Genomic DNA, 25,556 nt, shown 5'->3' on the forward strand with positions numbered 1-25,556 from the left:
ATATTCAGCCTTTCAAAACTCGTAACACGTAACTCGCTTCTGGGTGTTCGCGCCTCTAGTGGCGCTCCTACAGCGAGAATAATTCAGGAGTTTTCATGTCTTTCATGCGCCCCTTGGGCAACACAGGGTTAACCGTCAGCGCACTCGGCCTGGGCACGGTAAAAATCGGCCGCGACAAGGGTGTGAAATACCCCAATGGTTTCACCATCCCGGATGACCACGCGGTAATCGAGCTGCTGGCCCAGGCGCAGGATCTTGGTATCAACCTGATCGACACCGCGCCGGCCTACGGCCACAGTGAAGCTCGTCTCGGCCAGCTGATAAGCCGGCGCCAGGATTGGGTGATCGTCACCAAGGTGGGCGAAGAGTTTGATAACGACAGCGGTGAAAGCCTTTTCGACTTCTCACCGGAACACGTCCGCCGCTCCGTGGAGCGCAGCCTGAAACGGCTTAATACTGATTACCTGGATTGCGTACTGATTCACTCCGATGGCAATGACACGGGGATCATCAAACAGGGCACCCTGGATGCCCTGAACGACCTGAAGAAAAAAGGGCTGGTGCGCACCACTGGCATGTCCACCAAGACCGTGGCGGGCGGTATTGCCTGCCTGAACCACGCCGACATGGCCATGGTCACCTACAACCTTCAGCACCACGATGAAGTACCGGTGATCGAACACGCCGCCGCTCACCACAAAGGCATCCTGATCAAGAAAGCCTTTGCCAGCGGCCACCTCAATGACACCCTTGCGGACCCGGTGCAGGAAAGTCTGAACCAGATCCTTGGCACCGCTGGCGTCAGCAGTATCATTGCCGGCACCATCAATCCCGTTCACTTGCGGGAAAACGTGGCCAAGGCCCGGCAGGCCTGCAAGACCGCCCCATAACAACAACAGGAAACACCATGCGTTTTTGTCTGATGATTCTGCTACTCGGCACGTCACTCGCAGCACAGGCGGATAAAATATTACTGCTTCGCGAAGCCCCTCAGGGCTGCGAAGAAAAGGGGGAAGTCTCGGTGTCGTCAGGGAGCAAGATGCAGGGCATGTTGTTCAGCGATGCGTTCATCAATAACAACGTGAACAAGAAGCTCGCCAAAGCCATCAAGAAAGCCGGCGGCAACCGCGGCATGCTCAGCGATCGCCGCGAGTTTATGATGGAGAGCCATTTTCGCGGTATTGAGCATATCGAGCTGGATGCCTGGGTCTGGCACTGCGAAGAAGAGGAAGAAGACTGACAGCCACAAGCGACAACACGATGTTGAGCTTGCTGGACCGGCAAACAAAGAGGCCGCGCCCAACTGTTTGGACGCGGCCTCTTGCGTTTAAATACGCCGGCAAGCGAGATCGCAATGCAACCCTATCAGCTAGCAACTCGACGCTTGCTTCACCTCCGCGCCCAACGATTGCAATCCAGCCCAATGGCCTTGCTGATACCCCTGCTCCAGTTTTTCCACATTGGTGGTCAACCGGTTCACAGGGAAGTGCACTGGCGGCGCGATCACATTGAGCTGACAACCTTCAGGCGGATTATCGATAAAATCCAACGCTTGATTATAAGCATCCGTGCGATTCGCCATGGCCTCATACAAGGCGGGCATATCACGAACCCAGGGCTTTAATAAGGGCGTCAAGGCACTGGGACGTTTACGAAACCCCTGCGGGCGGGACAACACCACGGTAATTTCCCGCGCCCCCTGCTCGTAAGCCCAACGCACTGGAATGGAATCCGCCAGCCCGCCATCGGTCATGGGGTGGCCGGCTACCGTGGGAAAATCGCGATAAGCAAAAGGGATGGAACAGGACGCCGTCATCACGTCGTCCAGGTTATCCGGGCGAGTTTCAAAATAGCGCGGCGCCCCGTCTTCCACCGAGGTCGTCACCACCCACAAGGGCACCTTACCTTGCCAGTGCTGCTCCAGACTTAACGGCACCTCCAGGCGGGACTGATGCCACAACCAGTGCACATCGCACAGGTGCCCGCCGGCCATAAAGCGCTGCCAGTTGATAAAGTCCGGGCGGCAAGCATGGTCGGTGATGATCCGCCGGCTTCTGCCATGATCCCCCGCCAGGTAACCAATCAGGTTGGTCGAGCCCGCCGATACGCCCACCGCAAAGTCGAAACGGTGATGGGAGTTTTCCAGAAACGCATCCAGCACACCGGCGGCGAAAATGCCGCGCATGGCACCGCCTTCCACAACCAACGCACGCTGAGTCATTACCTTTCCTCCACCTCGAATCCGCTCATCGGAGCCGCTTCAATCACGATGCCAGAGTAAACAAATCGGTGGAAATAGAGCCTTGCTGTTCCTGCCATCGGCTTACCTGATCAATAACACGATCTGCACTTGCGCGCGGGGCAACGCCTGCACCGATACAGCGCAAGCGCATCAGGTTAGCGCATCCAGTCTCCGCCCAGGGGCCGGGCCGACTCAATGGAATCACTATTAATTATTGTAAAAACAACACGTTAAATATTTTCTGCGTGGCTGGCACCGCATTTGCACAAGTTCGCATACCAACTTGTATTCAACCAGGTGTGCTAACGAATGATTGGCTGGACTCTTCAACAATGGCAGGCGGCCTACCGCAGTGGTGATCTCACCCCGGTACAGGCCATGAAAGAACTGGCACCACGACTTCACGACAGTGAACGTGCCCTGTGGATCCACCTGCTGGATGAGTCCTCATTGATTGAGCAGGCCAACGCTCTAACCGATTCATCCCTGCCACTGTATGGCATTCCCTTCGCAGTCAAAGACAATATCGATGTGGCAGACCTGCCCACCACCGCCGCCTGCCCGGACTTCACCTACATCCCGAAGCAGGACGCCACTGCCGTCCAGTTACTGCGCGCTGCCGGCGCCATTGTGGTGGGCAAAACCAACCTGGACCAGTTCGCCACCGGCCTGGTGGGCACCCGCTCCCCCTATGGGGAAGTGCCCAACCCGTTTAATCCGGATTATCTCAGCGGCGGTTCCAGCTCCGGTTCCGCCACGGCGGTGAGCCTGGGTCTCGTGCCCTTCTCTCTGGGTACGGATACTGCCGGCTCCGGCCGGGTGCCTGCAGCTTTCACCAATACCGTGGGCCTCAAACCCACACGCGGGGCCATCAGCACCAAAGGTGTTGTGCCCGCCTGCCGGACACTGGATTGCGTCAGCATCTTTGCCCTCAACGTAGACGATGCCCAACAGATCTACCGGGTGATCGGTCAATTCGACCCGGACGATGCCTACAGCCGCCCGGCGCCGGCCTTACAAACCACCGGCCTGCCCGCACGCCCGACGTTAGGCATTCCCAAAGACCTGCCCTGGTTCGGTGATACCCGGGCCAAACAGTTGTGGGAACAACAGCTGGAGCAGGTCAAACAGATCGCCGACCTGGTCACCGTGGATACCATGGTGCTGCAAGATGCCGCCGCCCTGCTCTATCAGGGACCCTGGGTGGCTGAACGCTTCACCGTGACTGAAAGCCTGTTGCAGGAAAAACCCGATGCGCTGCTGCCAGTAATCCGCGACATTCTGGAACCCGCCGCCGCCCTGACCGCCGCCGACGGTTTCCGCGCCCAATACCAGCTCGCCGAACTGAAACGTCAGTCAGACGCCCTGATGAAAACGGTGGACGCCCTGCTCCTCCCCACCACGCCTGGCATTTACACCCGCGCCGCGGTGCAGGCCGACCCGATTACCCTGAACAGCCAGCTCGGCACCTGGACCAACTTCGTCAATTTGCTGGACCTGTGCGCCCTGGCGCTGCCCGGCGGCTTTCGTGAAGACAGCCTGCCCGGCGGCTTCACCCTGATTGGCCCGGCCTGGCAAGACCATGCGCTGGCCGACTTCGGGCAACGCTGGCAGCAGGCGCAGCCCTGGCAGGCCGGCGCCACCGGTCAGCTCTTGCCGGAGCCGCAACCCCGCGCGACCAATGCTGATGACGACGATCTGATCACCGTCGCGGTAGTCGGCGCCCACCTTACCGGCATGCCCCTCAACACCCAGCTCACCGAACGCGGCGGGGTATTGCTCGAAGCCACTCACACCGCCCCCTGTTACCGCCTCTACGCCCTGGCCAACACAGTACCGCCCAAACCCGGGCTGATCCGCAACGAGAAAAGCGGCGGCGACAGCATCCCCATCGAACTGTGGCAAATGCCGGTGAAACACTTCGGCAGTTTTGTCGGCCTGATTCCCGCCCCACTGGGCATCGGCAGCCTGGAAACCGCCGACGGGCGCTGGGTGAAAGGCTTTATCTGTGAGCCCTGGGCCATTGATGACGCCACCGACATTACCGCTCTGGACGGCTGGAGAAACTACATCGCGCAACTGAAAAAAAACGCTGAGGAGACACACTGATGCTGAAAAAAGTCCTGATCGCCAACCGTGGGGAGATCGCGGTTCGCATTTGCCGCACCCTGTCGCAGATGGGCATCAGCTCGGTGGCGGTATACTCCGATGCAGACCGTAACAGCCAGCATGTCAGTGCCGCCGACGAAGCGGTGGCGCTGGGTGGGCAAACCGCCGCGGAAAGCTATCTGCGCACCGACCTGATCCTCAAGGCCGCCAAAGACACCGGCGCCCAGGCGATCATTCCGGGCTACGGGTTTCTTTCGGAAAATGCCGAGTTTGCGGAAACCTGTGAAGCCAACGGCATTGCCTTTATCGGCCCCACCCCGAAACAGCTCCGAGAGTTCGGCCTCAAACATGAGGCCCGCGCGCTGGCGGAAAAAGCCGGCGTTCCGCTCGCCCCCGGTACTGACCTGCTACAAAGCCTGGACGAAGCCAGGCAGGCAGCCAGCGACATCGGTTATCCGATCATGCTGAAAAGCACTGCCGGCGGTGGTGGCATCGGCTTGTCGCGCTGTAATGATGAAGCCGAACTGGTCGCCGCCTATGAATCCGTGAAACGACTGGGCGAAAATTTCTTCTCCGACAGCGGCGTATTCATCGAACGTTTTGTGGCTCGCGCCCGCCATGTGGAAGTGCAAATTTTCGGTGACGGTAACGGCACCGTACTGGCACTGGGTGAGCGGGAGTGCTCCCTGCAACGGCGCAATCAGAAAGTGGTGGAAGAAACTCCGGCCCCCAACCTGCCGCAAGCCACCCGCGAAAAACTCCACGCCAGCGCAGCGCGCCTGGGTCAATCCGTCAAATACCGTTCCGCCGGCACGGTGGAATATATCTACGACGACGAGCGCGACGAATTTTATTTCCTGGAAGTCAACACCCGCCTGCAAGTGGAACACGGTGTCACCGAATCCGTATTCGGTGTGGATCTGGTCGCCTGGATGCTAATGCTTGCCGGCGGTGAACGTCCCCCACTCGATGACACCTACACCAGCCAGGGCGCGGCCATGGAAGTCCGCATTTACGCCGAAGACGCCCTGAAAGATTTCCAGCCCAGCCCCGGCGAGCTCACCGAAGTGCTCTTCCCGGATAACGTTCGGCTGGACGGCTGGGTAGAGACCGGCACCGTGGTGAGCCCTCATTACGATCCCATGCTCGCCAAACTTATCGTCCACGGTGATGATCGCCAGGATGCACTGGAGAAGATGCAAAATGCACTGGCGCAAACTCGTCTGTCCGGTATCGCCACCAACCTGGATTACCTGCGCCAAATTTTACTCGATCAGAATGTCATCGCCGGTACCGTATCCACCCGCTACCTGGAAACCTTCAACTATACGCCCATGGCGTTCGAGATTGTGGACCCGGGCACCTACACCACGGTGCAGGATTACCCGGGCCGTGCCGGCTACTGGGATATCGGCGTTCCGCCCTCCGGCCCCATGGATGATTTCGCATTCCGGCTGGCCAACCGCATCGTCGGCAATCACCACAGTGCCGCCGGGCTGGAAGCCACCCTGGTCGGCCCCAGCCTGAAATTTCATTGCGATACTGTGGTCGCTCTCACTGGTGCATCCTGTGACGCGCAGGTGGACGGCAACCCAGTCAATTTCTGGGAGCCTCTCGCCATCAAGGCCGGCCAGACCCTGACTACCGGCAAAGTCGACAACGGTTGCCGGACCTATATTGCTGTACGCAACGGCATCGATGTGCCGGATTACCTGGGTAGCAAATCCACCTTTGTGCTGGGACAGTTCGGCGGCCACGGTGGCCGCACCTTGCGCAAAGGCGACGTACTTGCCGTCTGCCAGCCACAGCTGGCCGGCAGTCCCTCACCGGCACCGGTCGCCGACCCTCACCCGGCAGAGAAAAACCTGCTGCCTGACTACCCGCAGTACTGGGATATCAAGGTGCTGTACGGCCCCCACGGTGCACCGGATTTCTTCACCGAAAAGGCCATCGACGATTTCTTCCAGGCCGACTGGCAAGTGCACTACAACTCTAACCGCCTGGGCATTCGTCTGGTCGGCCCGAAGCCGAGCTGGACCCGCACCGACGGCGGCGAAGCCGGCCTGCACCCGTCCAATGTACACGACAATGAATACGCCATTGGCTCGATCAATTTCACCGGCGATTTCCCGGTTATCCTGACCAAGGATGGCCCCAGCCTGGGTGGGTTTGTGTGCCCAGTAACCATTGCCAAAGCCGAACTGTGGAAAGTGGGGCAACTGAAACCCGGCGACAGCATTCGTTTCTCAGCCATCAGTTTCGCTGAAGCCAAAGCTCTGGAGGAAGCCCAGGATGCCTCCATCGAGAACCTGGGTGTTATTCCGGTGGTACAGCCTGCCATTGCCGATCACAACACCGCCTGCACCTCGGCTACCATGCTCGCCGAGCACGACGCCGAAGGCGATGTACCGCGTATCGTCTACCGTCAGGCGGGCGACAAATACATCCTGATCGAGTACGGAGACAACGTGCTCGACCTGGCTTTGCGCATGCGTGTGCATGCGTTGATGGAGAATCTGAAAAGCGCACCTGTCAGCGGGATTCTGGAACTGTCACCCGGCGTTCGCAGTCTGCAGGTTCACTACGATTCCCGCCTGATTGATCAGGCAACGCTGGTCAACACCCTGCTGGAGCGGGAAAAAACCATCGGCAATGTGGACGACATGGTGGTTACCTCTCGCGTCCTGCATTTACCCATGGCATTTGAAGACAGCGCCACTCTGGATGCGGTACAGCGCTATCAGGAAACCATCCGCAGTGACGCGCCCTGGTTACCGAACAATGTGGAATTCATTCGCCGCATCAACGGCCTGGATTCCACCGAACAGGTACGCGACATCATCTTCAGTGCCAGCTATCTGGTACTCGGCCTGGGCGATGTGTATCTCGGTGCCCCCTGTGCCGTGCCCATTGATCCTCGCCACCGCCTGATGACATCCAAATACAATCCGGCACGGACGTTCACCGCCGAAGGCACCGTCGGGATTGGTGGCGTTTACATGTGTATTTACGGCATGGACTCCCCCGGCGGTTACCAGCTGGTAGGCCGCACCCTGCCCATCTGGAACAAGCACCTCAAGAACAAGCAATTTCACAACGGTGAACCCTGGTTACTGAAATTTTTCGACCAGGTGCGCTACTACCCGGTCAGCGAAGCCAGGCTCACCGAAATGCGTGACGCCTTCCGCCATGGCCACCTGGATGTGGAGATCACGGAAGAGCCGTTCAGCCTGAAAGCACACCGCGAATTCCTGGCGGAAATCGAACCGGAAATGGCCGCTTTCAATGCGCGCCGTGATGCCGCCTACCGCGAAGAAGTGGCCCTCTGGCAAAACGAGGATGCCGCAATCGAATCCGCGCTCATGGGAAACAGTGCCGACATTGGTGACGTGGATGGCCACCTGATCAGCGCAGAAATCAGCGGCAATGTCTGGAAACTGCTGGTGGAAGAAGGAGCCCAGGTCACGGAAGGGCAACCTCTGGTAATCGTGGAAGCCATGAAAATGGAGTTCGAAATTACCGCCAACGCCAACGGCAAAGTCACCGGCCTGCACTGCAAACCCGGCGCCATTATCAATGCTGGCGACCCGGTCGTTGTCATCGACACCGACGCGGTGGCCTGAGGGATCAAGCATGAATGTGCGAGCGGCAAAAAAAACCGAAAACCTGGCAGAGCGAATCTATCTGCAACTGAAGCAGGACATTTTCGATTTCCGGCTAATGCCCGGTGACCGCTTCAGTGAAAACGAGATCGCCGAACGGATGGGCGTGTCACGCACTCCGGTGCGCGAAGCCCTGTTCCGCTTACAACGTGAAACTTATGTGGATGTGCTTTACCGCAGCGGCTGGCAGGTCAAGCCCTTTGATTTTAAATACTTCGAGGAGCTGTACGACGTGCGCACCATTCTGGAATGCGCCGCCGTACGCAAGCTGTGCGAACAGGACGGAGATCTCAGCAATCTGGATGATCTGGTTAGCCAATGGTGCGTCCCCCGGGATCAACGACTCGACGATGGCCCTGTGGTCAGCGGCATGGACGAGCGCTTTCATGAAAAACTGGTGGAAGCCGCCGGCAACAGTGAAATGGCACGCATCCACCATGATTTGACCGAACGACTGCGCATCATTCGTCGCCTGGATTTCACCAAACCACCACGGGTAGACGCCACCTACAACGAACATCAAGCGGTACTGGAAGCCATCCTGCATCGCCGGGTCGAACAGGCACAGATTCTTTTGCGCGCTCACATTGAAGAATCCCGTAACGAAGTCCGAAAAATCACCGTGCACATGCTGCACGAAGCCAGTGCACGTAGTCAGTTGCACTCGGTTGAAGCCAGCTCGACCGAAAGAGTCGACGGCTAACCCGCTAGCGGGGGAACAACGGCCAGTGAATCGGCCGGATTGCTGGAGCCGGATCTGGTGCTCCGAGGACAGGGTTCACGGAAATGGAAACGCCAACTTAAACGCAAGGGGAAACACCATGAGTTTTTCACAATCCATGAAGAAACTGGCTGCCGGCGTTGTCGCATCCAGTGCTATTGCCTACAGCGGCGCCGTAATGGCCGCCGACACCATCAAGGTCGGGGTTCTGCACTCCCTCTCCGGCACCATGGCCATCAGTGAGTCCACTCTCAAAGATACCGTTCTGATGATGATTGAAGAGCAGAACAAGAAGGGCGGCATCATGGGCAAGAAACTGGAGCCCGTTGTGGTCGACCCGGCGTCCAACTGGCCGCTTTTCGCCGAAAAAACCCGGGAGCTGATTACCAAGGAAGACGTGGACGTTATCTTCGGTTGCTGGACGTCGGTATCGCGCAAATCCGTACTTCCGGTGGTGGAAGAATTGAACGGACTGCTTTTCTATCCCGTGCAGTATGAAGGCGAGGAATCGTCCAAGAATGTTTTCTACACCGGTGCCGCACCAAACCAGCAGGCCATTCCCGCGGTAGATTACCTGATCAACGATCTGGGTGTTGAACGTTTCGTTCTGGCTGGTACCGATTACGTGTACCCGCGCACCACCAACAAGATCCTGGAAGCTTACCTCAAGTCCAAAGGCGTGGCCGAAAAGGACATCATGATCAACTACACTCCATTCGGTCATTCCGATTGGCAGAGCATCGTCAGCGAGATCAAGGCGTTTGGCAGCCAGGGCATGAAAACCGCCGTAGTCTCCACCATCAATGGTGATGCCAACGTTCCTTTCTACAAGGAACTGGGTAACCAGGGCGTTAGCGCTGAAGACATTCCCGTGATTGCCTTCTCCGTCGGTGAAGAAGAGCTGTCCGGTATCGACACCGGCCCGCTGGTTGGCCACCTGGCTGCCTGGAACTACTTCCAGAGCGTCTACAACGACACCAACAATACCTTCATCGACCAGTGGCACGCCTACACCGGTGACGACAAGCGCGTAACCAATGATCCCATGGAAGCTACCTATATCGGTTTCAACATGTGGGTGAAGGCCGTTGAGAAAGCCAAGTCCACCGATACCGATAAAGTGGCTGACGCCATGATTGGCATCCAGACACCGAACCTGACCGGCGGAACCGCCGTGATGAACGAAAACCACCACCTTTCCAAGCCGGTGCTGATCGGTGAAATCCAGGACGACGGCCAGTTCGCTGTAGTCTGGGAAACCGAAGGTCTGGTGAAAGGCGATGCCTGGTCTGACTTCCTGCCAGGCTCCAAGGATCTGATCTCTGATTGGACGGCTCCGACCCAATGCGGCAACTACAACACCAAAACCAAAAGCTGCGGCGGTGCTTCAGCCGAATAACTCTCTCGGACCGCACGCCGGGCATTGCCCGGGGTGCGCGTCACAAAAAAACATTTCAACACCGTGAAAACCAGTGCGTGACCGGGGAATGGCGCCAGCCTTTAGGACGCCCTTTCCTGCGTCATTCATCAGCCATCAGGACTCTGGCTTTCACTATTTAACGCCCCGTAAGGAGCCCGTCATGGGTTACAAATTTGGCCAAATGCTGACAGCACTATTCCTTGTGCTGCTTGCCAGTGTGAGCTGGGCTGAAGAGCCGCTGCAGGACCCGACAGCACCGCCCCGGACCACAACAGAGAACAGCGTGGATGAAATCGATATTCTTCCCCTGTCGCTCCAGGAAATTCTCAACCGGTTGACCAACCGCAGCTTTGATGAAAAAGAAGCTGCCATTCGTCAACTGGCAAAGCAGGACAACCCTCGTGTTGTACCGCTACTCAACGCCTTAATGAACCGCGAGCTGGTACACAATCGCAAAGACGACACCATCGCGCTGGGCGTCAAGAAAGATGGCCAGTGGGAACTTCGCGATCCGGAAAGCAGCGAAGTCATCGGCCAGGCGGATAGCCGGGCTGTACGCCCGGTGATCATCAACAACCGCCTGCGTACCGTGATCAATAACCAGCTGGCACTGGTCGCTCTGAACGACCCCGACAGCGATATCCGCTACCAGGCCGCCGGGCAACTGATCGGCAATGATGACGCGGAAATGCTTGCGGCACTGACAACCCGCCACTACCAGGAATCCCACCCCCGCGTTGTTGCGCAAATTGATACCGCACTGAACATTGCCGCCCTGCGCAGTGATGACCTGACTACACGGCTGGACGCCATCGAGGCACTTGCCGGCAACCTGCATCCGGAAGTAAAAAACGCACTCAACACGCGTTTTCTGGCTGCCGACACCCCTCAGGAATCACAGGCCCTGGAAAAAGCCATTGCCCGCATTGAAGCTCGCATCGACACCTTCCAGACTGCCGACACCGTGTTCTTCGGCCTGAGCCTGGGGTCCGTTCTGCTGCTGGCAGCCATTGGTCTGGCCATTACCTTCGGCGTCATGGGCGTCATCAACATGGCCCATGGCGAGCTGATCATGCTCGGCGCCTATACCACCTATGTGGTGCAACAACTTCTGCCTGACAGCCATGAGTGGTCGTTATTGATTGCCGTTCCCGCTGCCTTTCTGGTATCCGCCTTTGTCGGCGTGCTGATTGAACGGTTTGTGATTCGCTTTCTTTACGGGCGTCCGCTGGAAACCCTGTTGGCCACCTTTGGTGTCAGCCTGATTCTGCAACAGGCGGTACGGGTGATCTTCTCCCCGCTCAACCGCACCGTCATCACCCCGGAGTGGATGAGTGGCGCACTGGAAATCAATCCCGTGTTCTCGCTGACCTACAACCGTCTGTACATCATCGTCTTTGCCCTGGCGGTCTTCCTGGCTTTGCTCGCCCTGCTCAAGAAAACCCGACTGGGCTTGCAGGTCCGTGCAGTGAGCCAGAACCGCGCTACCGCACGCGGCCTTGGTATCCGCAGTGAACGGGTCAACGCCCTGACCTTCGGGCTGGGATCGGGTATCGCAGGGGTTGCCGGCGTCGCCCTGGCTCAGCTGACCAACGTGGGCCCGAACCTGGGCCAGAGCTACATTATCGATTCCTTCATGGTGGTGGTATTCGGCGGGGTCGGCAATCTGTGGGGCACCCTCACTGCAGCGTTCAGCCTCGGCATTGCCAATAAATTACTGGAGCCCATGGCCGGCGCGGTCCTGGCCAAGATTGTCGTACTGGTCTTCATCATTCTGTTTATCCAGCGCAAACCGCGGGGCCTGTTCCCGCAACGTGGCCGGGCGGCGGAGGAATAACATGCGAGATTCAACTTTCAAAAGCGCCTTTAATGACCGCACAGCAAAAACCTTCATGGCAGTGCTGTTTGGTGCCACCCTGCTGGTAACGGTCCTTAACCAACTGTTCCCTGCTGACTCGGCCCTCCATGTGAGCGCCTATACCGTGACCCTGCTGGGCAAGTACCTGTGCTATGCCCTGCTGGCGCTGGCACTGGACCTGGTGTGGGGCTACTGCGGCATCCTCAGCCTCGGCCATGGTGCCTTTTTTGCACTGGGCGGCTACGCCATGGGCATGTACCTGATGCGTCAGATCGGTGACCGGGGCGTTTACGGCAACCCGGAACTGCCGGACTTCATGGTCTTTCTCAACTGGAGTGAACTGCCCTGGTACTGGCACGGCTTCGACCAATTCTGGTTCACCGCGCTGATGATTTTGCTGGTCCCCGGTCTGCTGGCATTTGTGTTCGGCTGGCTTGCCTTCCGTTCCCGGGTCACCGGGGTGTATCTGTCGATCATCACCCAGGCGCTAACTTATGCATTGATGCTGGCGTTTTTCCGCAACGAGCTGGGCTTTGGTGGCAACAACGGGCTCACCGACTTCAAGGATTTGCTGGGCTTTTCACTGCAATCCGACACCACCCGCGTGGGGTTGTTGATCGCCACCGCCGTGGCGCTGGCTGGCGCCTTCATTCTGTGTCGCTGGATTACCGGCAGCAAGCTTGGGCGCGTGGTCATGGCGGTGCGGGATGCAGAGTCCCGGGCACGGTTTGTGGGCTACCGAACCGAGCATTACAAGCTGTGGATATTCACCCTCAGCGCCATTCTTGCCGGCATTGCCGGGGCACTTTATGTCCCGCAGGTTGGCATCATCAACCCCGGCGAATTTTCGCCACTCAACTCCATTGAGCTGGTGGTATGGGTCGCCGTGGGCGGACGCGCCACACTGTACGGCGCGGTAATCGGTGCCATTCTGGTGAACTACGGCAAAACCGTATTCACTGGCATCATGCCGGAGGCCTGGTTGTTCGCCTTGGGTGGGTTGTTTGTGGCGGTCACCGTGTTCCTGCCCCATGGTCTGGTAGGGCTGGTGGCAGAAAACTGGGGCAAGGTAAAAACCCGCTTCGCCCAAAATGGAAACGCATCCAATACCACCAACCCGGCAGAAGGAGACACGCCATGAGCGCATTGGACAGTTTGCGCGAAACCTTTCGCCGTGATCAGGTATTCGATTTCATGCGCCAGGGCACACGCCCGGTGGCGCCTGGCCAGCTCGATTCCGGCGCCGGTAAAAACATTCTCTATCTGGAGGATATCACCGTCAGCTTTGATGGTTTCAAGGCCCTCAATGACCTGACGATGTATATCAAGACCGGTGAGTTGCGCTGCATCATCGGCCCCAACGGGGCCGGCAAATCCACCATGATGGATGTCATTACCGGCAAAACACGGCCCGATAGCGGCACCTGCTTTTTTGGCCAGACTCTGGACCTGACCCGCATGAGCGAAACCGATATCGCCACTGCCGGGATTGGCCGCAAATTCCAGAAGCCTACCGTGTTCCCCGAACACACCGCATTCGAAAATCTGGAGCTGGCCATGCACGGGGCCAAAGGCCCCTGGCATTCTCTCTTCACCCAGCTCAGCGGCGAGCAAAAAAACTGGATCGAGGAAACGCTGTACACCGTCGGGCTACTGGAGGATCGCAACAAGGTCGCAGGTCTGCTTTCCCATGGCCAGAAACAGTGGCTGGAAATCGGCATGGTCCTGATGCAGAAACCACAGCTACTGCTGGTGGACGAACCCATCGCCGGCATGACCCGCCAGGAAGTCGACCGCACAGGTGAACTGCTGCAAAGCCTGGCTGGCAAACATTCGGTAGTGGTGGTTGAACACGACATGGAATTCATTCGCTCCATCGCCAGCACCGTTACCGTGTTGCATCAGGGCAGCGTGCTTGCCGAAGGCACCATGGAGCAGGTGCAGAATGATCCGAAAGTGATCGAGGTTTACCTGGGTGAATAACAGCCCCTGTAGCAGCGCCGCGCTCTGTGCTCTACGAGTATGAGGCGAGAAAAAACGCCCTCAATTGAGAGTACCGAGAAGCGAGTAACGAAAATTCTTTTGCCTTTCGAAACTCGCTTCTCGTAACTCGAAACTCGATATTCGCGCCTCAAGCGGCGCTCCTACAACGGCTTCGAAATAATGTTACGGAGTAAAACCGTGCTGAAACTGAACAACGTCAACCAATACTACGGCGAATCCCACACCCTCTGGGATGTGGACCTGGACATGAAAAAAGGCGAATGCCTGTGTGTCATGGGCCGCAACGGCGTGGGCATGACCACCCTGCTGAAAACCATTATGGGCCTGCTGCCCGTAAAAGGCGGCAGCATTGAGTTCAACGGCCAGGACTTTGCGCGACAGGCCGCGGAAGAGCGCGCCCGCGCCGGGATTGGGTATGTTCCCCAGGGCCGGGAAATTTTCCCCCTGCTTACCGTGGAAGAAAACCTGGAAACCGGCCTGCAAGCACGCCCCGATCGCAGCAAAAAAATCCCGGACCGCATATACGACCTTTTCCCCGTGCTGCATGAGATGCGTAACCGTCGTGGGGGCGATCTGTCCGGCGGGCAGCAACAGCAACTGGCCATCGGCCGCGCCCTGGCACTGGACCCAACACTACTGATTCTCGACGAGCCCACTGAAGGCATCCAACCCAACATCGTCGACATGATCGGCCGGGTAATCAAAACCCTGAACCGGCAGGAAGGGTTGACCGTGCTATTGGTCGAACAGAAACTTCACTTCGCCCGCGCCACCGCCGACCGCTTTGCCATTCTGGATCGTGGCAGCAAAGTGGCAGAGGGCAATATGGGCGAATTGGATGACACCCTGATCAAGAGTTACCTCACTGTCTGAGAATCAATACCCCCTCTACTGTAGGAGCGACGCTCCTACAGAAAAACGGCACGGTTCACCCTTCGATGCCCCAACATAACCAGTAAGCCAGCATAGACAGATCACGGCGCACCTTTCACACTGCGTCTCCAATCACCAACCTGTGGATTACCGATCATGCTGGCCACTCTCTGGACCATCATTGCTCCCGTGCTGCTGTGCGCAGGCCTGGGCTATGGCTGGGCGCGAGCGGGCAAGCCTTTTGACACCCAGATGGTCACCTCGCTGGTCACCCTGGTCACTACCCCTTGTCTGATTGTGGCCACCATGGGCAAGACGGATCTGGACCTGCAGGCGCTCATGGAAGTGGCCGGTCTGGCAGTGGCGGTACTGGCCACCACTTTCGTGGTCAGCGCGGTGATACTGCGCCTCACCGGTCAGCCCTTTCGGGTGTTTCTACCTTCACTGGTCTTCCCCAACACCGGCAACATGGGCATTCCGCTGTGTATGCTCGCGTTTGGCGAAGCCGGATTGGCATTGTCGCTGGCGTGGATGATGCTCTACTCCGTGGCACATTTCTCCCTGGGGCTGGCCATCGTCAGTGGTCAGGGCTTTTCCCTGAAACTGTTTCGCCACCCGATTCTGATCTCCGTGTTTCTGGCCGTGGCCATGGTCGCTTTCCAGCTAAGCCTGCCTGAGTGGCTCTACAACACCGTCAGCCTGATCGGCGATCTGACCATTCCCTTGATGCTGATTACACTGGGGGTGTCCCTGTCGCAGCTGAAAGTCCGCCATCTGGGTAGCGGAGCCGGGTTTGCGGTCCTGCGGCTGGCCAGTGGCTTTGCGGTGGGATGGGGGCTGGTGACAGCACTGGACATCGACGGCCCGCTACGCGGTGTGGTGCTGATCGAATCCACCATGCCCGTGGCAGTATTCAATTATCTGCTCGCCAAAGCCTACAACCGGGGCGCGGAAGAAGTCGCTGCCATGGTGGTGATTTCCACCTTGCTGGCGTTTTTGCTGCTACCCCTGCTATTGAGCTACGCGCTTTGAATTAAGTCACGGGGATAAACCACCTGGGCTTCATGCGCCCAAAGTCTCGACGCAGGTTATGCTTGAGCGAACGCGTTGAATCCAGCACAAACGTCTCCTGACCGTCGCGGACAAATACCACCCAGTGCCAGAACGGCTTGCCGTTTTCCCGGTGCCACTTGATCGCCAGCAGTGCCCGTTCCGGCAGCCCCTGCCAACCGGAAAAGGGCTGCTCACCCGGCAGCGCCCGCAACCCATACGCCGCCAGCAACCGCCGCACATAAGCGGTATCCGACCACAGCGTGCGGTCTGCCGGGTCGATCCCCAACCGGGCTGCCCGCTGCCTCGCCCGGCGGTAGCTCACCCCCGCCAGGGTGGCCACTGCGGCAATGCCGCAACCCGTCACGTCATCCTGAATCACCGGCTTCATCCAAGCCTCCTGTGCGCCCTCTTTACCAAACGCTTACACTGACGGTTTTTCCGTCACGGGGCCATTCCATGATCCACCGCCTGACACAACTTTTTCCACTCTGGGCCCTGCTCTTTTCCCTGCTGGCCTACTGGCAGCCGCAGTGGCTGGTAGCCGGCAAACCCGCCATCGTGCCACTGCTTATGCTGATGAACCTATAAACAATTAGACCCCAAAGGACGTAAAATACATGAAGCTGGTAGCGGTTTGTGCTTGAGCCAACATTCAGGGAAACTTGCCTAATTATTTCTGTATTGCCAGAACCTAATTAATAAGAGGGATAAAAATGTCGGCAGGCGTGTTTTTGGCTGTAGGGGTTGGGATTTTTGTTGCGCTAATGCTCTATGTAGCATTAAGAGATGACTCCTTAGACCCAGCCCCAGATAGAGTGGAACCAGAAACCAAATCGCTCTCAAATGGTGCTCAATCTTTATTTAGTGGCTGGAAAATTACTGACTATATCGCTTCCGTTGATATGCAAACGAGAGTGGTGGATGGAAAGGAATATCCTGAGACTGCTCTGATGAGATTTGGTGAGCACGCAAAAAAATTATACATGAGCCAAGTATCCGTTCCCTCTATAGAATTAGGAAAACTTGGATCGGATGCAATCATTCATGTCTTTCCTACATTTATCGTCTACCATAGCGCTCCCGAAGATATTCGTCATTCCAGCTTTATCATTTTCTCACCGCCAGCCAAGAATTTAGAGAAAGCCATTATAGAAACGGGAAAGGCATCTTCATTATTAAAATCGGATCCCAGAAAATTTATAGAGGGTTTTTCTTGTCTTCTGGACCCAAACTCTCTTAGAGTTTTCGCAGAAAATAAATACGGACGACATTCTGATCAAGAAGAATCTTTAGAAAAAGATACTAATGATATCCTTCATGGAATGATGGAAAGAGCTTCAAAGTGGGAATCCAAAGGCAGCCAGATTGCTCAAGATTGCCTCTATAATGGGTTATTAAAAGGCGAGATAGTGCGCCTATCCGAAATTAACAATGTTATTCGACAGCGCTACTCATACAAAACCAACGTGGTTGAGTATGGATTTATCAATAAGATGATGTCGTATGTTGATCAAGGATCGGTGATAAACATTAATGCCGAAGGAGGAGACATAGTTTTTGTTCATAAAAACTATGCTAGAGAAATATTAGGGAAAGACTGAAATTACAAGGCTTTCTCTATGAGAAATTTGGTATTTTTTGACAAAATAATATACATTTTTATTGTATCTTTTTCTGAAAAACGTTGGTCAGATCCAAGACCATAAACCCCAAAATTTAAACGTCTCGCCTTGCTCGCGGGGGGAACTATTTCTGCCCTTGCGGGCAGAACCTTCTATAACTTCACCCAGTTTTCTGGTGAGCTACGGGTCACTTTGGAAAGACCTATGAAGTGATTGACGTTAGTATGCAGTGCTATCTGAATATACTCGCTCCAATGTACCTTCTGGGTTCCCACACCCAGATCTAAGCAAACTTATCCATTCGCAGCTCTCAAGGCGCAAGGCGCTCATGACTCCAGCTGCCGTCCGCCTGCCGGGTATAACGAAAACGGTCATGCAGGCGACTAGGGCGGCCATGCCAGAACTGAATTTCGGTGGGGATAATCCGGTAGCCGCCCCACTGCTCCGGACAAGGCACCGGCGCCGAAGGAAATTCCTGCTCCAGTCGCTTCACTTCCTCTTCCAGCCACTCCCGGCTGGCGGGCTGGCTCTGCGGTGAGATGGCCGCGCTCACCTGGCTGGCATAGGGGCGGGAGGCGAAATAGCTATCGGACTCTTCCCGGTCGACTTTGTGCGCTTCGCCGATAACGATCATCTGGCGGTCGAAAGGCTGCCAGAACATGGTGAACGACACCTTGGGGTTGGCCGCCATTTCTTCCCCTTTGCGGCTGTCGTAGTGGGTAAAGAAGGTGAAGCCGCCACCCTCGATACCTTTAAGCAACACCACCCGGGAAGAGGGCTGGCCGTCAGCGCTCACGGTGGCAAGCGTCATGGCATTGGGCAACGGCAATCCGGCTTCAATGGCTTCATCCACCCAGAGGCGCGCCTGCTCAAGCGGATCGTCATGGAGGGAGACCTGGGTCAGCCCTTCAGCGTGATATTCTTCGCGCACATCTTTCATTATTTCCCCGGCTGGCTGTCATACTGAGCCGGCAGTATAACGCCCACACGCCAACAACCACGAACCTGGATCAAGGAGCAGGACGATTAGCCATGCTCGACACCGCCGACGAAAATCGCCGCCGCCACGACCTGCACCCGGACCATCCGGTATGGCTGTTTGGATATGGCTCGCTGATCTACAAGGCCGACTTCCCCTATCTGGCGCGACGCCCCGCGTCGATTACCGGCTGGGCCCGGCGCTTTTGGCAAGGCTCCCACGATCATCGCGGCACCCCGGATAAACCGGGCCGGGTGGTCACCTTGATTGAAGCCCCCGGCACCGTATGTGCCGGCATGGCCTACCGCATCACGCCGGATGTGTTCGAGCATCTGGATCACCGCGAGAAAAACGGCTATCTGCGCGTCACCACCCCTCTGACCTTTGCCGATGGCCAGCATGAACAGGGCCTGGTTTATATCGCTACCGCAGATAATGCCGCCTTTCTCGGCGAGGCCAGTGAACAGCAAATTGCCGATCATATAGCGGCGAGCCATGGCCCCAGCGGCAGCAACGCCGAGTACCTGCTGCAACTGGCCGAGGCGCTACGACAACTGGACGTGGTCGACGAACATGTCTTCCGCATCGAGCTCTATCTGCTACGTGCCTGTGATTAATTCACTGTCTGCATGTATCGGTCCCAATAGCCGTCCTGTGGCGCAATCTGCTCGACCACATCCACCCACAAACCGGACGGGTCCCGAAACCCGAAGCGGTGTTGACCGAACGGCTCCCTGGTAAGCGGGTACACCACCGGCCCGCCGTCCCGGGTAAAGTCCTGATGGGCTTGCACGATATCGTCCACTTCAATCTCCAGGCACACACCTTGCCCGCCGAAACACTCCGGCCCAGGCGGCGCCGAGGGGTGATCCGGGCTCATGAAGGCCACCACGCTGCCCTGCTGCTCATTGCCCAGCAACACAAACCAGTCGCTGTCGAACAGCACATCCAGCCCGACATGCCGCTGCCAGAAATCCCGGCAGGCAACCTTGTGGTCGGTGACCACGATGGGATAGCGGTCGCTGATTTTCATTTGATACCTCCTTGTTAAAAACAGACAGGCAGTCTGCTTTGAGAAAATAAAAACAAACTGTTAGTCTGTTTGTCAACCAGAAGAGGGAAACCATGGCCACCAATGCACAGCGCCGCGCCCAGACCCGCGGCTGCCTGATCAATGCCGCCCGCCACCTGTTTGCCGAACAGGGCTATGCCGACACCAGCACCGAGGCCATCCTGTCCGGCGCCGGCGTCACCCGGGGCGCCATGTATCACCATTTCCGTAACAAGGCGGAGCTGTTCGAAGCGGTCTGTGACCTGCTCAGCCAGGAAGCCATGGCTGCCATTGAGAAAGCCGTGGATGGCCAGCGCGGCAGCCTGGCCATCCTCAAGGCCGGCAGCCTGGCCTGGGTGGATTTCATGGCCCGGGACAATGTGCGCCGCATCCTGGTGGTCGAAGCCCCCTCGGTACTGGGTCAGCAACGCTGGCGGGCCCTGGATGAACGCTACAGCTTCCCGCTGTTGCGCGAGGGCATTCGCGAAGCCATGGCGGAAGGCGCCCTGCACTTTGCTGGCAGCGCCGAAGGGCTGGCGGAGCTACTCAACGGCGCCATGAATGCACTGGTACTGAATGACCCGAGGGGGGAGAATTTGCCCCAACGACGCCAGGACCTGCTGGCCCTGTTTGACCGCTTTTGTTGATTGCTTTCGCGGAGACATCCCATGACCGCCTGCCCCTGCCAGTCCGGCCTTGATTACGCCCACTGTTGCCAACCCCTGCATCAGGGCAAGCCAGCCGCTTCACCGGAAGCGCTGATGCGCTCTCGCTTTTGCGCCTTTGCCTTAAAAAATACCGACTACATTGCACAGAGCTGGCACCTGAGCCAACGCCCTGCCGGGCTGGATCAGGATGACAGCCAGCAGTGGCTGGCGCTGGAAATCATCGCCAGCGACGAAGACGGAGATACCGGCTGGGTGCACTTTCGCGCCACCAGCAAGGACCGCCAGGGCCTGGCCGTACTGGAAGAACGCTCGCGGTTTGTGAAGGAAAATGGCCACTGGTATTACCTGGACGGCACACCCTCGGTGACAGCCTTAAAGCCTGGCAGGAATGATCCCTGCCCCTGTGGCAGCGGCAAGAAATTCAAGAAATGTTGCGGGTAAAACATACCAATCTTTGGCACCCGGCAGCCTGACAGGATTGAACGGTCAGGCCGTCGCTGAAACCGGATAAACGGTTACTGTGAAAACGCCAGAAAACCATCTTCCACCGGTTCCTCCAGCAACATGTGAGCGTCATAGGCATAGTGGTTGGTGACTCTCCAGGGATGCCCCTGACCCTGGCGGGGAAGCAGATGACTGGCCCGTTGCACATAACCGGAACCCAGCGCATCCATAATGGAATGGTCCTGTTGCGGCTGAGCACATTCGGCCCGAGGTATGGCAACAGAAAGCCGGTTTTCTTTCAGGTAATTCAGTAATCGGCAGACATACGCGGCAGCGATATCGGCTTTCAGTGTCCAGGAAGCATTGGTATACCCGAACACCCACGCCATATTGGGCACCCCTTCCATCAGCACGCCCTTGTAGGTCATGTGCTCACTCACATCCAGCGGCTCGCCGTTCAGCGACAATTGCATGCCGCCAAGCACCTGCAGGTTCAAGCCCGTGGCGGTAATAATGATATCCGCTTCCAGCTCCCGGCCGGATTTCAGCAAGATGCCGTTTTCCGTAAACGTTTCAATGTGGTCGGTCACCACGGACGCCTTGCCATCGCGCAGGTCCTTGAACAGATCCGCATCCGGCACCGCACACAAACGCTCATCCCAGGGCATGTATGAAGGGCTGAAATGAGCCATATCCACGCCATCGCCTACATGCCGTTTGACATTGGACAGCAGCAGTTTGCGCATGAAATTCGGGTACTTTTTTGACGCTTTATAAATCAGCCTTTGCAGCTTGATATTGCGCCACCGGGCCATGCCAAACACCCAGTCTGAAGGCAGCACCGCATCCAGCACTTCGGATAATTTGTCATGGCCGGGAATGGAAAAAATATAGGAAGGGGAGCGCTGCAGCATGGTGATATGAGCCGTCTCATCCGCCATGGAGGGGACCAGTGTAACCGCCGTGGCACCACTGCCTATCACCACTACTTTCTTGTTCTTGTAATCCAGATCCTCTGGCCATTGCTGGGGGTGAACACAGCGCCCCTTGAAGCGATCCATACCCGGAAAATCAGGCAGATAGCCCTTGTCGTAATTGTAATAGCCAGTGCAGCCGACCAGAAAACGGGCGGTGAACGTCTCGGTTTCTCCACTGTCTTCATGGGTTACCGTCACCGTCCAGCGCTGATCCTTCTCCGACCAGTCCGCCGAGGTAGTTTTCAGGCCATAGCGGATATGCTCTGTGACCCCAAAGGCGTCCGCCGTTTCATGAATATAATTACGAATGGAGGGACCGTCGGCCAATACTTTCAATTCATTCCAGGGACGAAAACCATAACCAAAGCTGAACATATCGGAATCGGAACGAATTCCCGGATAACGGAACAGATCCCAGGTTCCTCCCATGGCCTTGCGCCTCTCCAGAATTACAAAACGCTGGTCCGGGCAATCCTTGCTCAGATGACAAGCCATGCCGATACCCGACAACCCTGCACCGATTATCAGGACATCCACATCATTACCGGTGTATTCATTTTTTTCGGCATGCTTGTGCTGGCTAACCATGAGAACGCTCCCTTAAACAGCCGGTAAATTCATCACGTAAAGAGTTCCTCTACCGTTCACCATCCCATTGCCAACAACAGCAAGCAACCGACTTTTTCTGCCCGCCCCGTGCCTGCCAGGTCACGCAGCATGCATTCACCGGATGGCCCTTGCCTTGTTTACGTCCGAAGAAATCATCAGGCCGTTTCCAAGTCTATACAAAGCAGCACTTGGCCCCACCGTGCAAGGGGTATAGCGTTAAACGAAAAGCAAAACAAAGGTGGCATCATGGCATCAACAGACTCAACCACCACACTCCCTGACTGGCACGACGGGAAACGTTACCTTTGGTTACTCAGCCCGGCGATCCCCGTGCTGGCTGTTTCGTTTCTTCTCATTTATCTCTTTATCTGGCCCTGGCCCGGGTTGCTCTGGGGCGGCCCTTTCCTCGTGTACGGCCTGATTCCCTTTGCTGACTGGGTGGTAGGGGCCGACACCAGTAATCCACCGGAATCTGCCGTCCCACAGCTGGAAAGCGACACCTATTACCGGCTGATCGTTTATGCCTACATCCCGACCCAGTATCTGGCCACTATCCTGGGCGCCTGGCTGGTTGCCAGCGGAGGAGTGCCACTGTGGGGCCTGGTCGGTCTGGTGTTCAGTGTGGGGGCGGTGAACGGCATTGCCATCAATACTGCCCACGAACTGGGCCACAAGAAAACCCGAGTCGAGCGCTGGCTGGCCAAGGTGACATTGGCGCCGGTGGCCTACGGGCATTTTTTTGTGGAGCACAACAAAGGGCACCACAAAAACGTGGCCACCCCCGAGGACCCGGCCAGCTCACGGATGGGCGAATCATTCTGGGCGTTTCTGCCGCGCACCATGATCGGTAGCGTGAAATCCGCCTGGCAAATTGAAGCGCAACGTTTGCAACGTTGCAATCAACCACTGTGGTCCCTGAAAAATGAAAACCTGCAAAGCTGGCTGATGACTGTTGCCCTGTTCGGGCTATTAACGCTGTGGCTCGGTTGGGCAGTGTTACCGTTTCTGCTTCTGCAGGCGTTTTATGGTGCATCCCTGCTGGAAGTGATTAATTACATGGAACACTACGGCCTACTTCGGCAGAAAAAACCTGACGGTCGATACGAGCGCTGTGAGCCCCGGCATTCCTGGAACAGCAATCATATCGTCACCAACCTTTTTCTGTATCAGCTGCAGCGTCATTCCGATCACCACGCCAATCCAACCCGGCGCTTTCAGGCCCTGCGCCATTTCGATGACAGCCCACAACTCCCCTCGGGCTATGCCTCAATGTTGATTCCCGCTTATCTGCCTTTTGTCTGGTACCAGAAGATGGATCCATTGGTGGTTGAGCATTACAAGGGTGACCTGACACAGGCCAACTTGCAGCCATCAAAGCGCGAGGCGCTACTGGAAAAATGGCAACGCCCGGTGGTGAGTTATCGTAGCGCGGATTCTGAACCGGACGTCCGACAGAGCGACATTGAAGCGGCACGGCAAGCGGAACAAGAAATAGAAACCACCCACCAGTTTCAATGCCCCAACTGTGGCTACACCTATGACGAACGCCATGGCGATGAAAAAGAAGGGTTCCCGGCTGGCACCCGCTGGTTACAGATCCCTGATGACTGGCCCTGCCCGGACTGTGCCGTGCGGGAAAAAATCGATTTCGTCCTCAAGCAACACTGACGGACTCCCTCCGGCAACTCCCCCCCCTGTAGCCGGAGGGCTTTTTCTGGCTTATCGCGAATACGCTCCGCGCTTTGCCAAACGCTCGGCTCCGGATGCCTGAGGTAGAACACATAGCCTGAGTGGCAGTGGCTATTGCCGTGCCTATTTCAAGGATATGCCTCGCCCATGGTGATCAGGGCTGGAATCGCCCCATCACTCAATGTCGCGATTAAACCCTGCACACGACCACTCTCACCGGTTACGTATTCGCCCCCCGATAGCTTAGGATACGGACACAGTCAGACTTTCCATTGCGCTGATCCATTTCGCTGATTCTTCAAGGAGTCTCCATGAGCGATTCACAATTTGATGTGGTGGTCTTCGGTGCCACCAGTTTCGTTGGCCAGATTCTCTGCCAATACCTCTTTGACACCTACGGGACCGACGGTGAATTGAAGTGGGCCGCCGCCGGGCGCTCCCAGGATAAACTGGAGCAGGTAAAGGCCTCACTGGGCGACGCCGCCAGCACCCTGCCCCTGATCACTGCCAATGCCAACGACGCCGACAGCCTGGACGCCCTGTGCGCCCAGACCCGCGTGGTGGTTTCAACGGTGGGGCCTTACGCACTGTACGGCGAACCGATGATCAAGGCCTGCGTTAACAGCGGCACGGATTACTGTGATCTCACCGGTGAAGCCCAGTGGATTGCCGACATGCTTGAGCAATACGAAGCCACCGCCAAGAAGAACGGCGCCCGCATCGTGCATTGCTGCGGCTTTGACTCCATTCCCTCCGACATGGGCGTCTACTTTCTCCAGCAGCAAGCCCAGGCACGCTTCAACGCACCCGCCAGCACCGTGCGCATGCGCGTCAAAGTGGCCAAGGGTGGCGTTTCCGGTGGCACTGTCGCCAGCATGATGAATATTGCGGAAGAAGCCGGCAAAGACCCGGCATTGCGCAAGAAACTCGCCAACCCTTACCTGCTTTGCCCACCGGATCACGGCTTCAAGAGCCGCCAGACCAGCATTGGCCTTGCCAGTTACGATGACGACTTCAACGCCTGGGTCGGCCCCTTCGTGATGGATGCCATCAACAGTCGCGTAGTCCATCGCTCCAACGCCTTAACCGGCCAGGCCTACACCGACCACTTTACCTATAACGAAGCCATGCTCACCGGTGATGGTATGGGCGGGCGCATGAAAGCACTGGGGATCGGTGCCGGCACCGGGCTGTTCTTTGCCGCTGCGGCGGTCAAGCCCACCCGTTGGGCGCTAAACAAATTCGTGGTGCCACAGCCCGGTGAAGGCCCCAGCCCGGAAGCGCAGAAAGCCGGCTTCTACGACATCCGCTTGGTCGGCCACACCGACAATCAGGAGACCCTGAAAGTGAAAGTCACCGGTGATGCCGATCCCGGTTACGGCTCCACCGCCAAGCTGCTGGGCCAGGCTGCGGCCTGTCTGGCACAGGATGTGGTGGAAGATGCCCCCGGCGGCTTCTGGACCACCGCCTCGCTGCTCGGAGAGCCGTTACTGAAACGGTTGCAGGAAAACGCCGGCATGACCTTCACCGTGATCGATTAAGCCCTTTCCTGGCCTGTGACCTTGTTCACAGGCC

Annotated in this window: 23 protein-coding genes; 18 read left to right on the forward strand and 5 right to left on the reverse strand. The window is 57.2% G+C overall.

Annotated features, from left to right (window positions below):
- Positions 1 to 95: 95 nt before the first annotated feature.
- The gene (locus CL546_RS13375; protein WP_290495798.1) at positions 96 to 890 is read left to right on the forward strand and encodes an aldo/keto reductase; all 795 of its coding nucleotides are present in this window, start codon (positions 96 to 98) and stop codon (positions 888 to 890) included.
- A 17-nt stretch (positions 891 to 907) separates the two neighbouring features.
- Positions 908 to 1,240, forward strand: coding sequence for a hypothetical protein (locus tag CL546_RS13380; protein WP_290495800.1), 333 nt, complete (start codon positions 908 to 910; stop codon positions 1,238 to 1,240).
- Positions 1,241 to 1,369: 129 nt separating this feature from the next.
- Here CL546_RS13380 and CL546_RS13385 read toward each other — a convergent pair whose 3' ends face one another.
- Complete coding sequence (locus CL546_RS13385; protein ID WP_290495802.1) at positions 1,370 to 2,221, reverse strand: patatin-like phospholipase family protein; 852 nt, start codon at positions 2,219 to 2,221, stop codon at positions 1,370 to 1,372.
- A 330-nt stretch (positions 2,222 to 2,551) separates the two neighbouring features.
- Here CL546_RS13385 and atzF point away from each other — a divergent pair, with 330 nt between their 5' ends.
- The 9 genes from atzF (at position 2,552) to CL546_RS13430 (ending at position 15,921) form a co-directional block, all read left to right on the forward strand.
- Positions 2,552 to 4,351 carry an allophanate hydrolase gene (gene atzF / locus CL546_RS13390; RefSeq protein WP_290495804.1) on the forward strand — a complete coding sequence of 600 codons (1,800 nt, stop codon included), beginning with the start codon at positions 2,552 to 2,554 and terminating at the stop codon, positions 4,349 to 4,351.
- Entirely contained in the window at positions 4,351 to 7,974 is a 3,624-nt protein-coding gene (gene uca / locus CL546_RS13395) for an urea carboxylase (protein WP_290495806.1), read from the forward strand. Before atzF ends, uca begins: the two co-directional genes overlap by 1 nt.
- Before the next feature lie 10 nt (positions 7,975 to 7,984).
- Positions 7,985 to 8,716: a GntR family transcriptional regulator gene (locus CL546_RS13400; RefSeq protein ID WP_290495808.1), complete on the forward strand. Its 732-nt coding sequence runs from the start codon at positions 7,985 to 7,987 to the stop codon at positions 8,714 to 8,716.
- 118 nt (positions 8,717 to 8,834) lie between these two features.
- A complete protein-coding gene (urtA, locus tag CL546_RS13405) occupies positions 8,835 to 10,133 on the forward strand; it encodes an urea ABC transporter substrate-binding protein (protein ID WP_290495810.1) in 1,299 nt (432 codons plus the stop codon).
- 181 nt (positions 10,134 to 10,314) lie between these two features.
- The gene (gene urtB / locus CL546_RS13410) at positions 10,315 to 11,991 is read left to right on the forward strand and encodes an urea ABC transporter permease subunit UrtB (protein ID WP_290495812.1); all 1,677 of its coding nucleotides are present in this window, start codon (positions 10,315 to 10,317) and stop codon (positions 11,989 to 11,991) included.
- A gap of 1 nt (position 11,992) precedes the next feature.
- Positions 11,993 to 13,153, forward strand: a complete 1,161-nt coding sequence (urtC, locus tag CL546_RS13415) for an urea ABC transporter permease subunit UrtC (RefSeq protein ID WP_290495814.1) — start codon at positions 11,993 to 11,995, stop codon at positions 13,151 to 13,153.
- Positions 13,150 to 13,995 (forward strand): urea ABC transporter ATP-binding protein UrtD, encoded by an 846-nt coding sequence (urtD, locus tag CL546_RS13420; protein WP_290495817.1) that lies wholly within the window; start codon positions 13,150 to 13,152, stop codon positions 13,993 to 13,995. The genes urtC and urtD overlap by 4 nt, the downstream gene beginning before the upstream one ends.
- Before the next feature lie 198 nt (positions 13,996 to 14,193).
- Positions 14,194 to 14,889, forward strand: a complete 696-nt coding sequence (gene urtE, locus CL546_RS13425) for an urea ABC transporter ATP-binding subunit UrtE (protein ID WP_290495819.1) — start codon at positions 14,194 to 14,196, stop codon at positions 14,887 to 14,889.
- Between the two features lie 156 nt (positions 14,890 to 15,045).
- Positions 15,046 to 15,921 carry an AEC family transporter gene (locus CL546_RS13430; RefSeq protein ID WP_290495820.1) on the forward strand — a complete coding sequence of 292 codons (876 nt, stop codon included), beginning with the start codon at positions 15,046 to 15,048 and terminating at the stop codon, positions 15,919 to 15,921.
- A 1-nt stretch (position 15,922) separates the two neighbouring features.
- On the opposite strand, the gene CL546_RS13435 is transcribed toward CL546_RS13430, so the two are convergent.
- The gene (locus CL546_RS13435; protein WP_290495822.1) at positions 15,923 to 16,330 is read right to left on the reverse strand and encodes a hypothetical protein; all 408 of its coding nucleotides are present in this window, start codon (positions 16,328 to 16,330) and stop codon (positions 15,923 to 15,925) included.
- A gap of 68 nt (positions 16,331 to 16,398) precedes the next feature.
- Between CL546_RS13435 and CL546_RS13440 the strand changes: the two genes are divergently transcribed.
- Both CL546_RS13440 and CL546_RS13445 read left to right on the forward strand, forming a co-directional pair.
- A complete protein-coding gene (locus tag CL546_RS13440; protein ID WP_290495823.1) occupies positions 16,399 to 16,530 on the forward strand; it encodes a hypothetical protein in 132 nt (43 codons plus the stop codon).
- Between the two features lie 125 nt (positions 16,531 to 16,655).
- Positions 16,656 to 17,543 (forward strand): hypothetical protein, encoded by an 888-nt coding sequence (locus CL546_RS13445; protein ID WP_290495824.1) that lies wholly within the window; start codon positions 16,656 to 16,658, stop codon positions 17,541 to 17,543.
- A 331-nt stretch (positions 17,544 to 17,874) separates the two neighbouring features.
- Here CL546_RS13445 and pdxH read toward each other — a convergent pair whose 3' ends face one another.
- A complete protein-coding gene (pdxH, locus tag CL546_RS13450; RefSeq protein WP_290495826.1) occupies positions 17,875 to 18,504 on the reverse strand; it encodes a pyridoxamine 5'-phosphate oxidase in 630 nt (209 codons plus the stop codon).
- A gap of 92 nt (positions 18,505 to 18,596) precedes the next feature.
- Between pdxH and CL546_RS13455 the strand changes: the two genes are divergently transcribed.
- A complete protein-coding gene (locus CL546_RS13455; protein WP_290495828.1) occupies positions 18,597 to 19,160 on the forward strand; it encodes a gamma-glutamylcyclotransferase in 564 nt (187 codons plus the stop codon).
- Here CL546_RS13455 and CL546_RS13460 read toward each other — a convergent pair.
- Positions 19,157 to 19,576 carry a VOC family protein gene (locus CL546_RS13460; protein ID WP_290495830.1) on the reverse strand — a complete coding sequence of 140 codons (420 nt, stop codon included), beginning with the start codon at positions 19,574 to 19,576 and terminating at the stop codon, positions 19,157 to 19,159. The two genes, CL546_RS13455 and CL546_RS13460, sit on opposite strands and share 4 nt — an antisense overlap.
- A gap of 92 nt (positions 19,577 to 19,668) precedes the next feature.
- Between CL546_RS13460 and CL546_RS13465 the strand changes: the two genes are divergently transcribed.
- Both CL546_RS13465 and CL546_RS13470 read left to right on the forward strand, forming a co-directional pair.
- Positions 19,669 to 20,241, forward strand: a complete 573-nt coding sequence (locus CL546_RS13465) for a TetR/AcrR family transcriptional regulator (RefSeq protein ID WP_290495832.1) — start codon at positions 19,669 to 19,671, stop codon at positions 20,239 to 20,241.
- A 21-nt stretch (positions 20,242 to 20,262) separates the two neighbouring features.
- Complete coding sequence (locus tag CL546_RS13470) at positions 20,263 to 20,703, forward strand: YchJ family protein (protein ID WP_290495833.1); 441 nt, start codon at positions 20,263 to 20,265, stop codon at positions 20,701 to 20,703.
- A gap of 74 nt (positions 20,704 to 20,777) precedes the next feature.
- Here CL546_RS13470 and CL546_RS13475 read toward each other — a convergent pair whose 3' ends face one another.
- Entirely contained in the window at positions 20,778 to 22,271 is a 1,494-nt protein-coding gene (locus tag CL546_RS13475; protein WP_290495835.1) for a flavin-containing monooxygenase, read from the reverse strand.
- Positions 22,272 to 22,538: 267 nt separating this feature from the next.
- On the opposite strand from CL546_RS13475, the gene CL546_RS13480 reads away from it, so the two are divergent.
- Together CL546_RS13480 and CL546_RS13490 are read left to right on the forward strand one after the other, a co-directional pair.
- Positions 22,539 to 23,960, forward strand: a complete 1,422-nt coding sequence (locus CL546_RS13480; RefSeq protein WP_366604348.1) for a fatty acid desaturase — start codon at positions 22,539 to 22,541, stop codon at positions 23,958 to 23,960.
- Positions 23,961 to 24,292: 332 nt separating this feature from the next.
- Positions 24,293 to 25,522: a saccharopine dehydrogenase family protein gene (locus CL546_RS13490; protein ID WP_290495837.1), complete on the forward strand. Its 1,230-nt coding sequence runs from the start codon at positions 24,293 to 24,295 to the stop codon at positions 25,520 to 25,522.
- The last annotated feature ends 34 nt before the right edge of the window (positions 25,523 to 25,556 follow it).

This window comes from Alcanivorax sp. (assembly GCF_002726155.1).
GTDB lineage: Bacteria > Pseudomonadota > Gammaproteobacteria > Pseudomonadales > Alcanivoracaceae > Alcanivorax.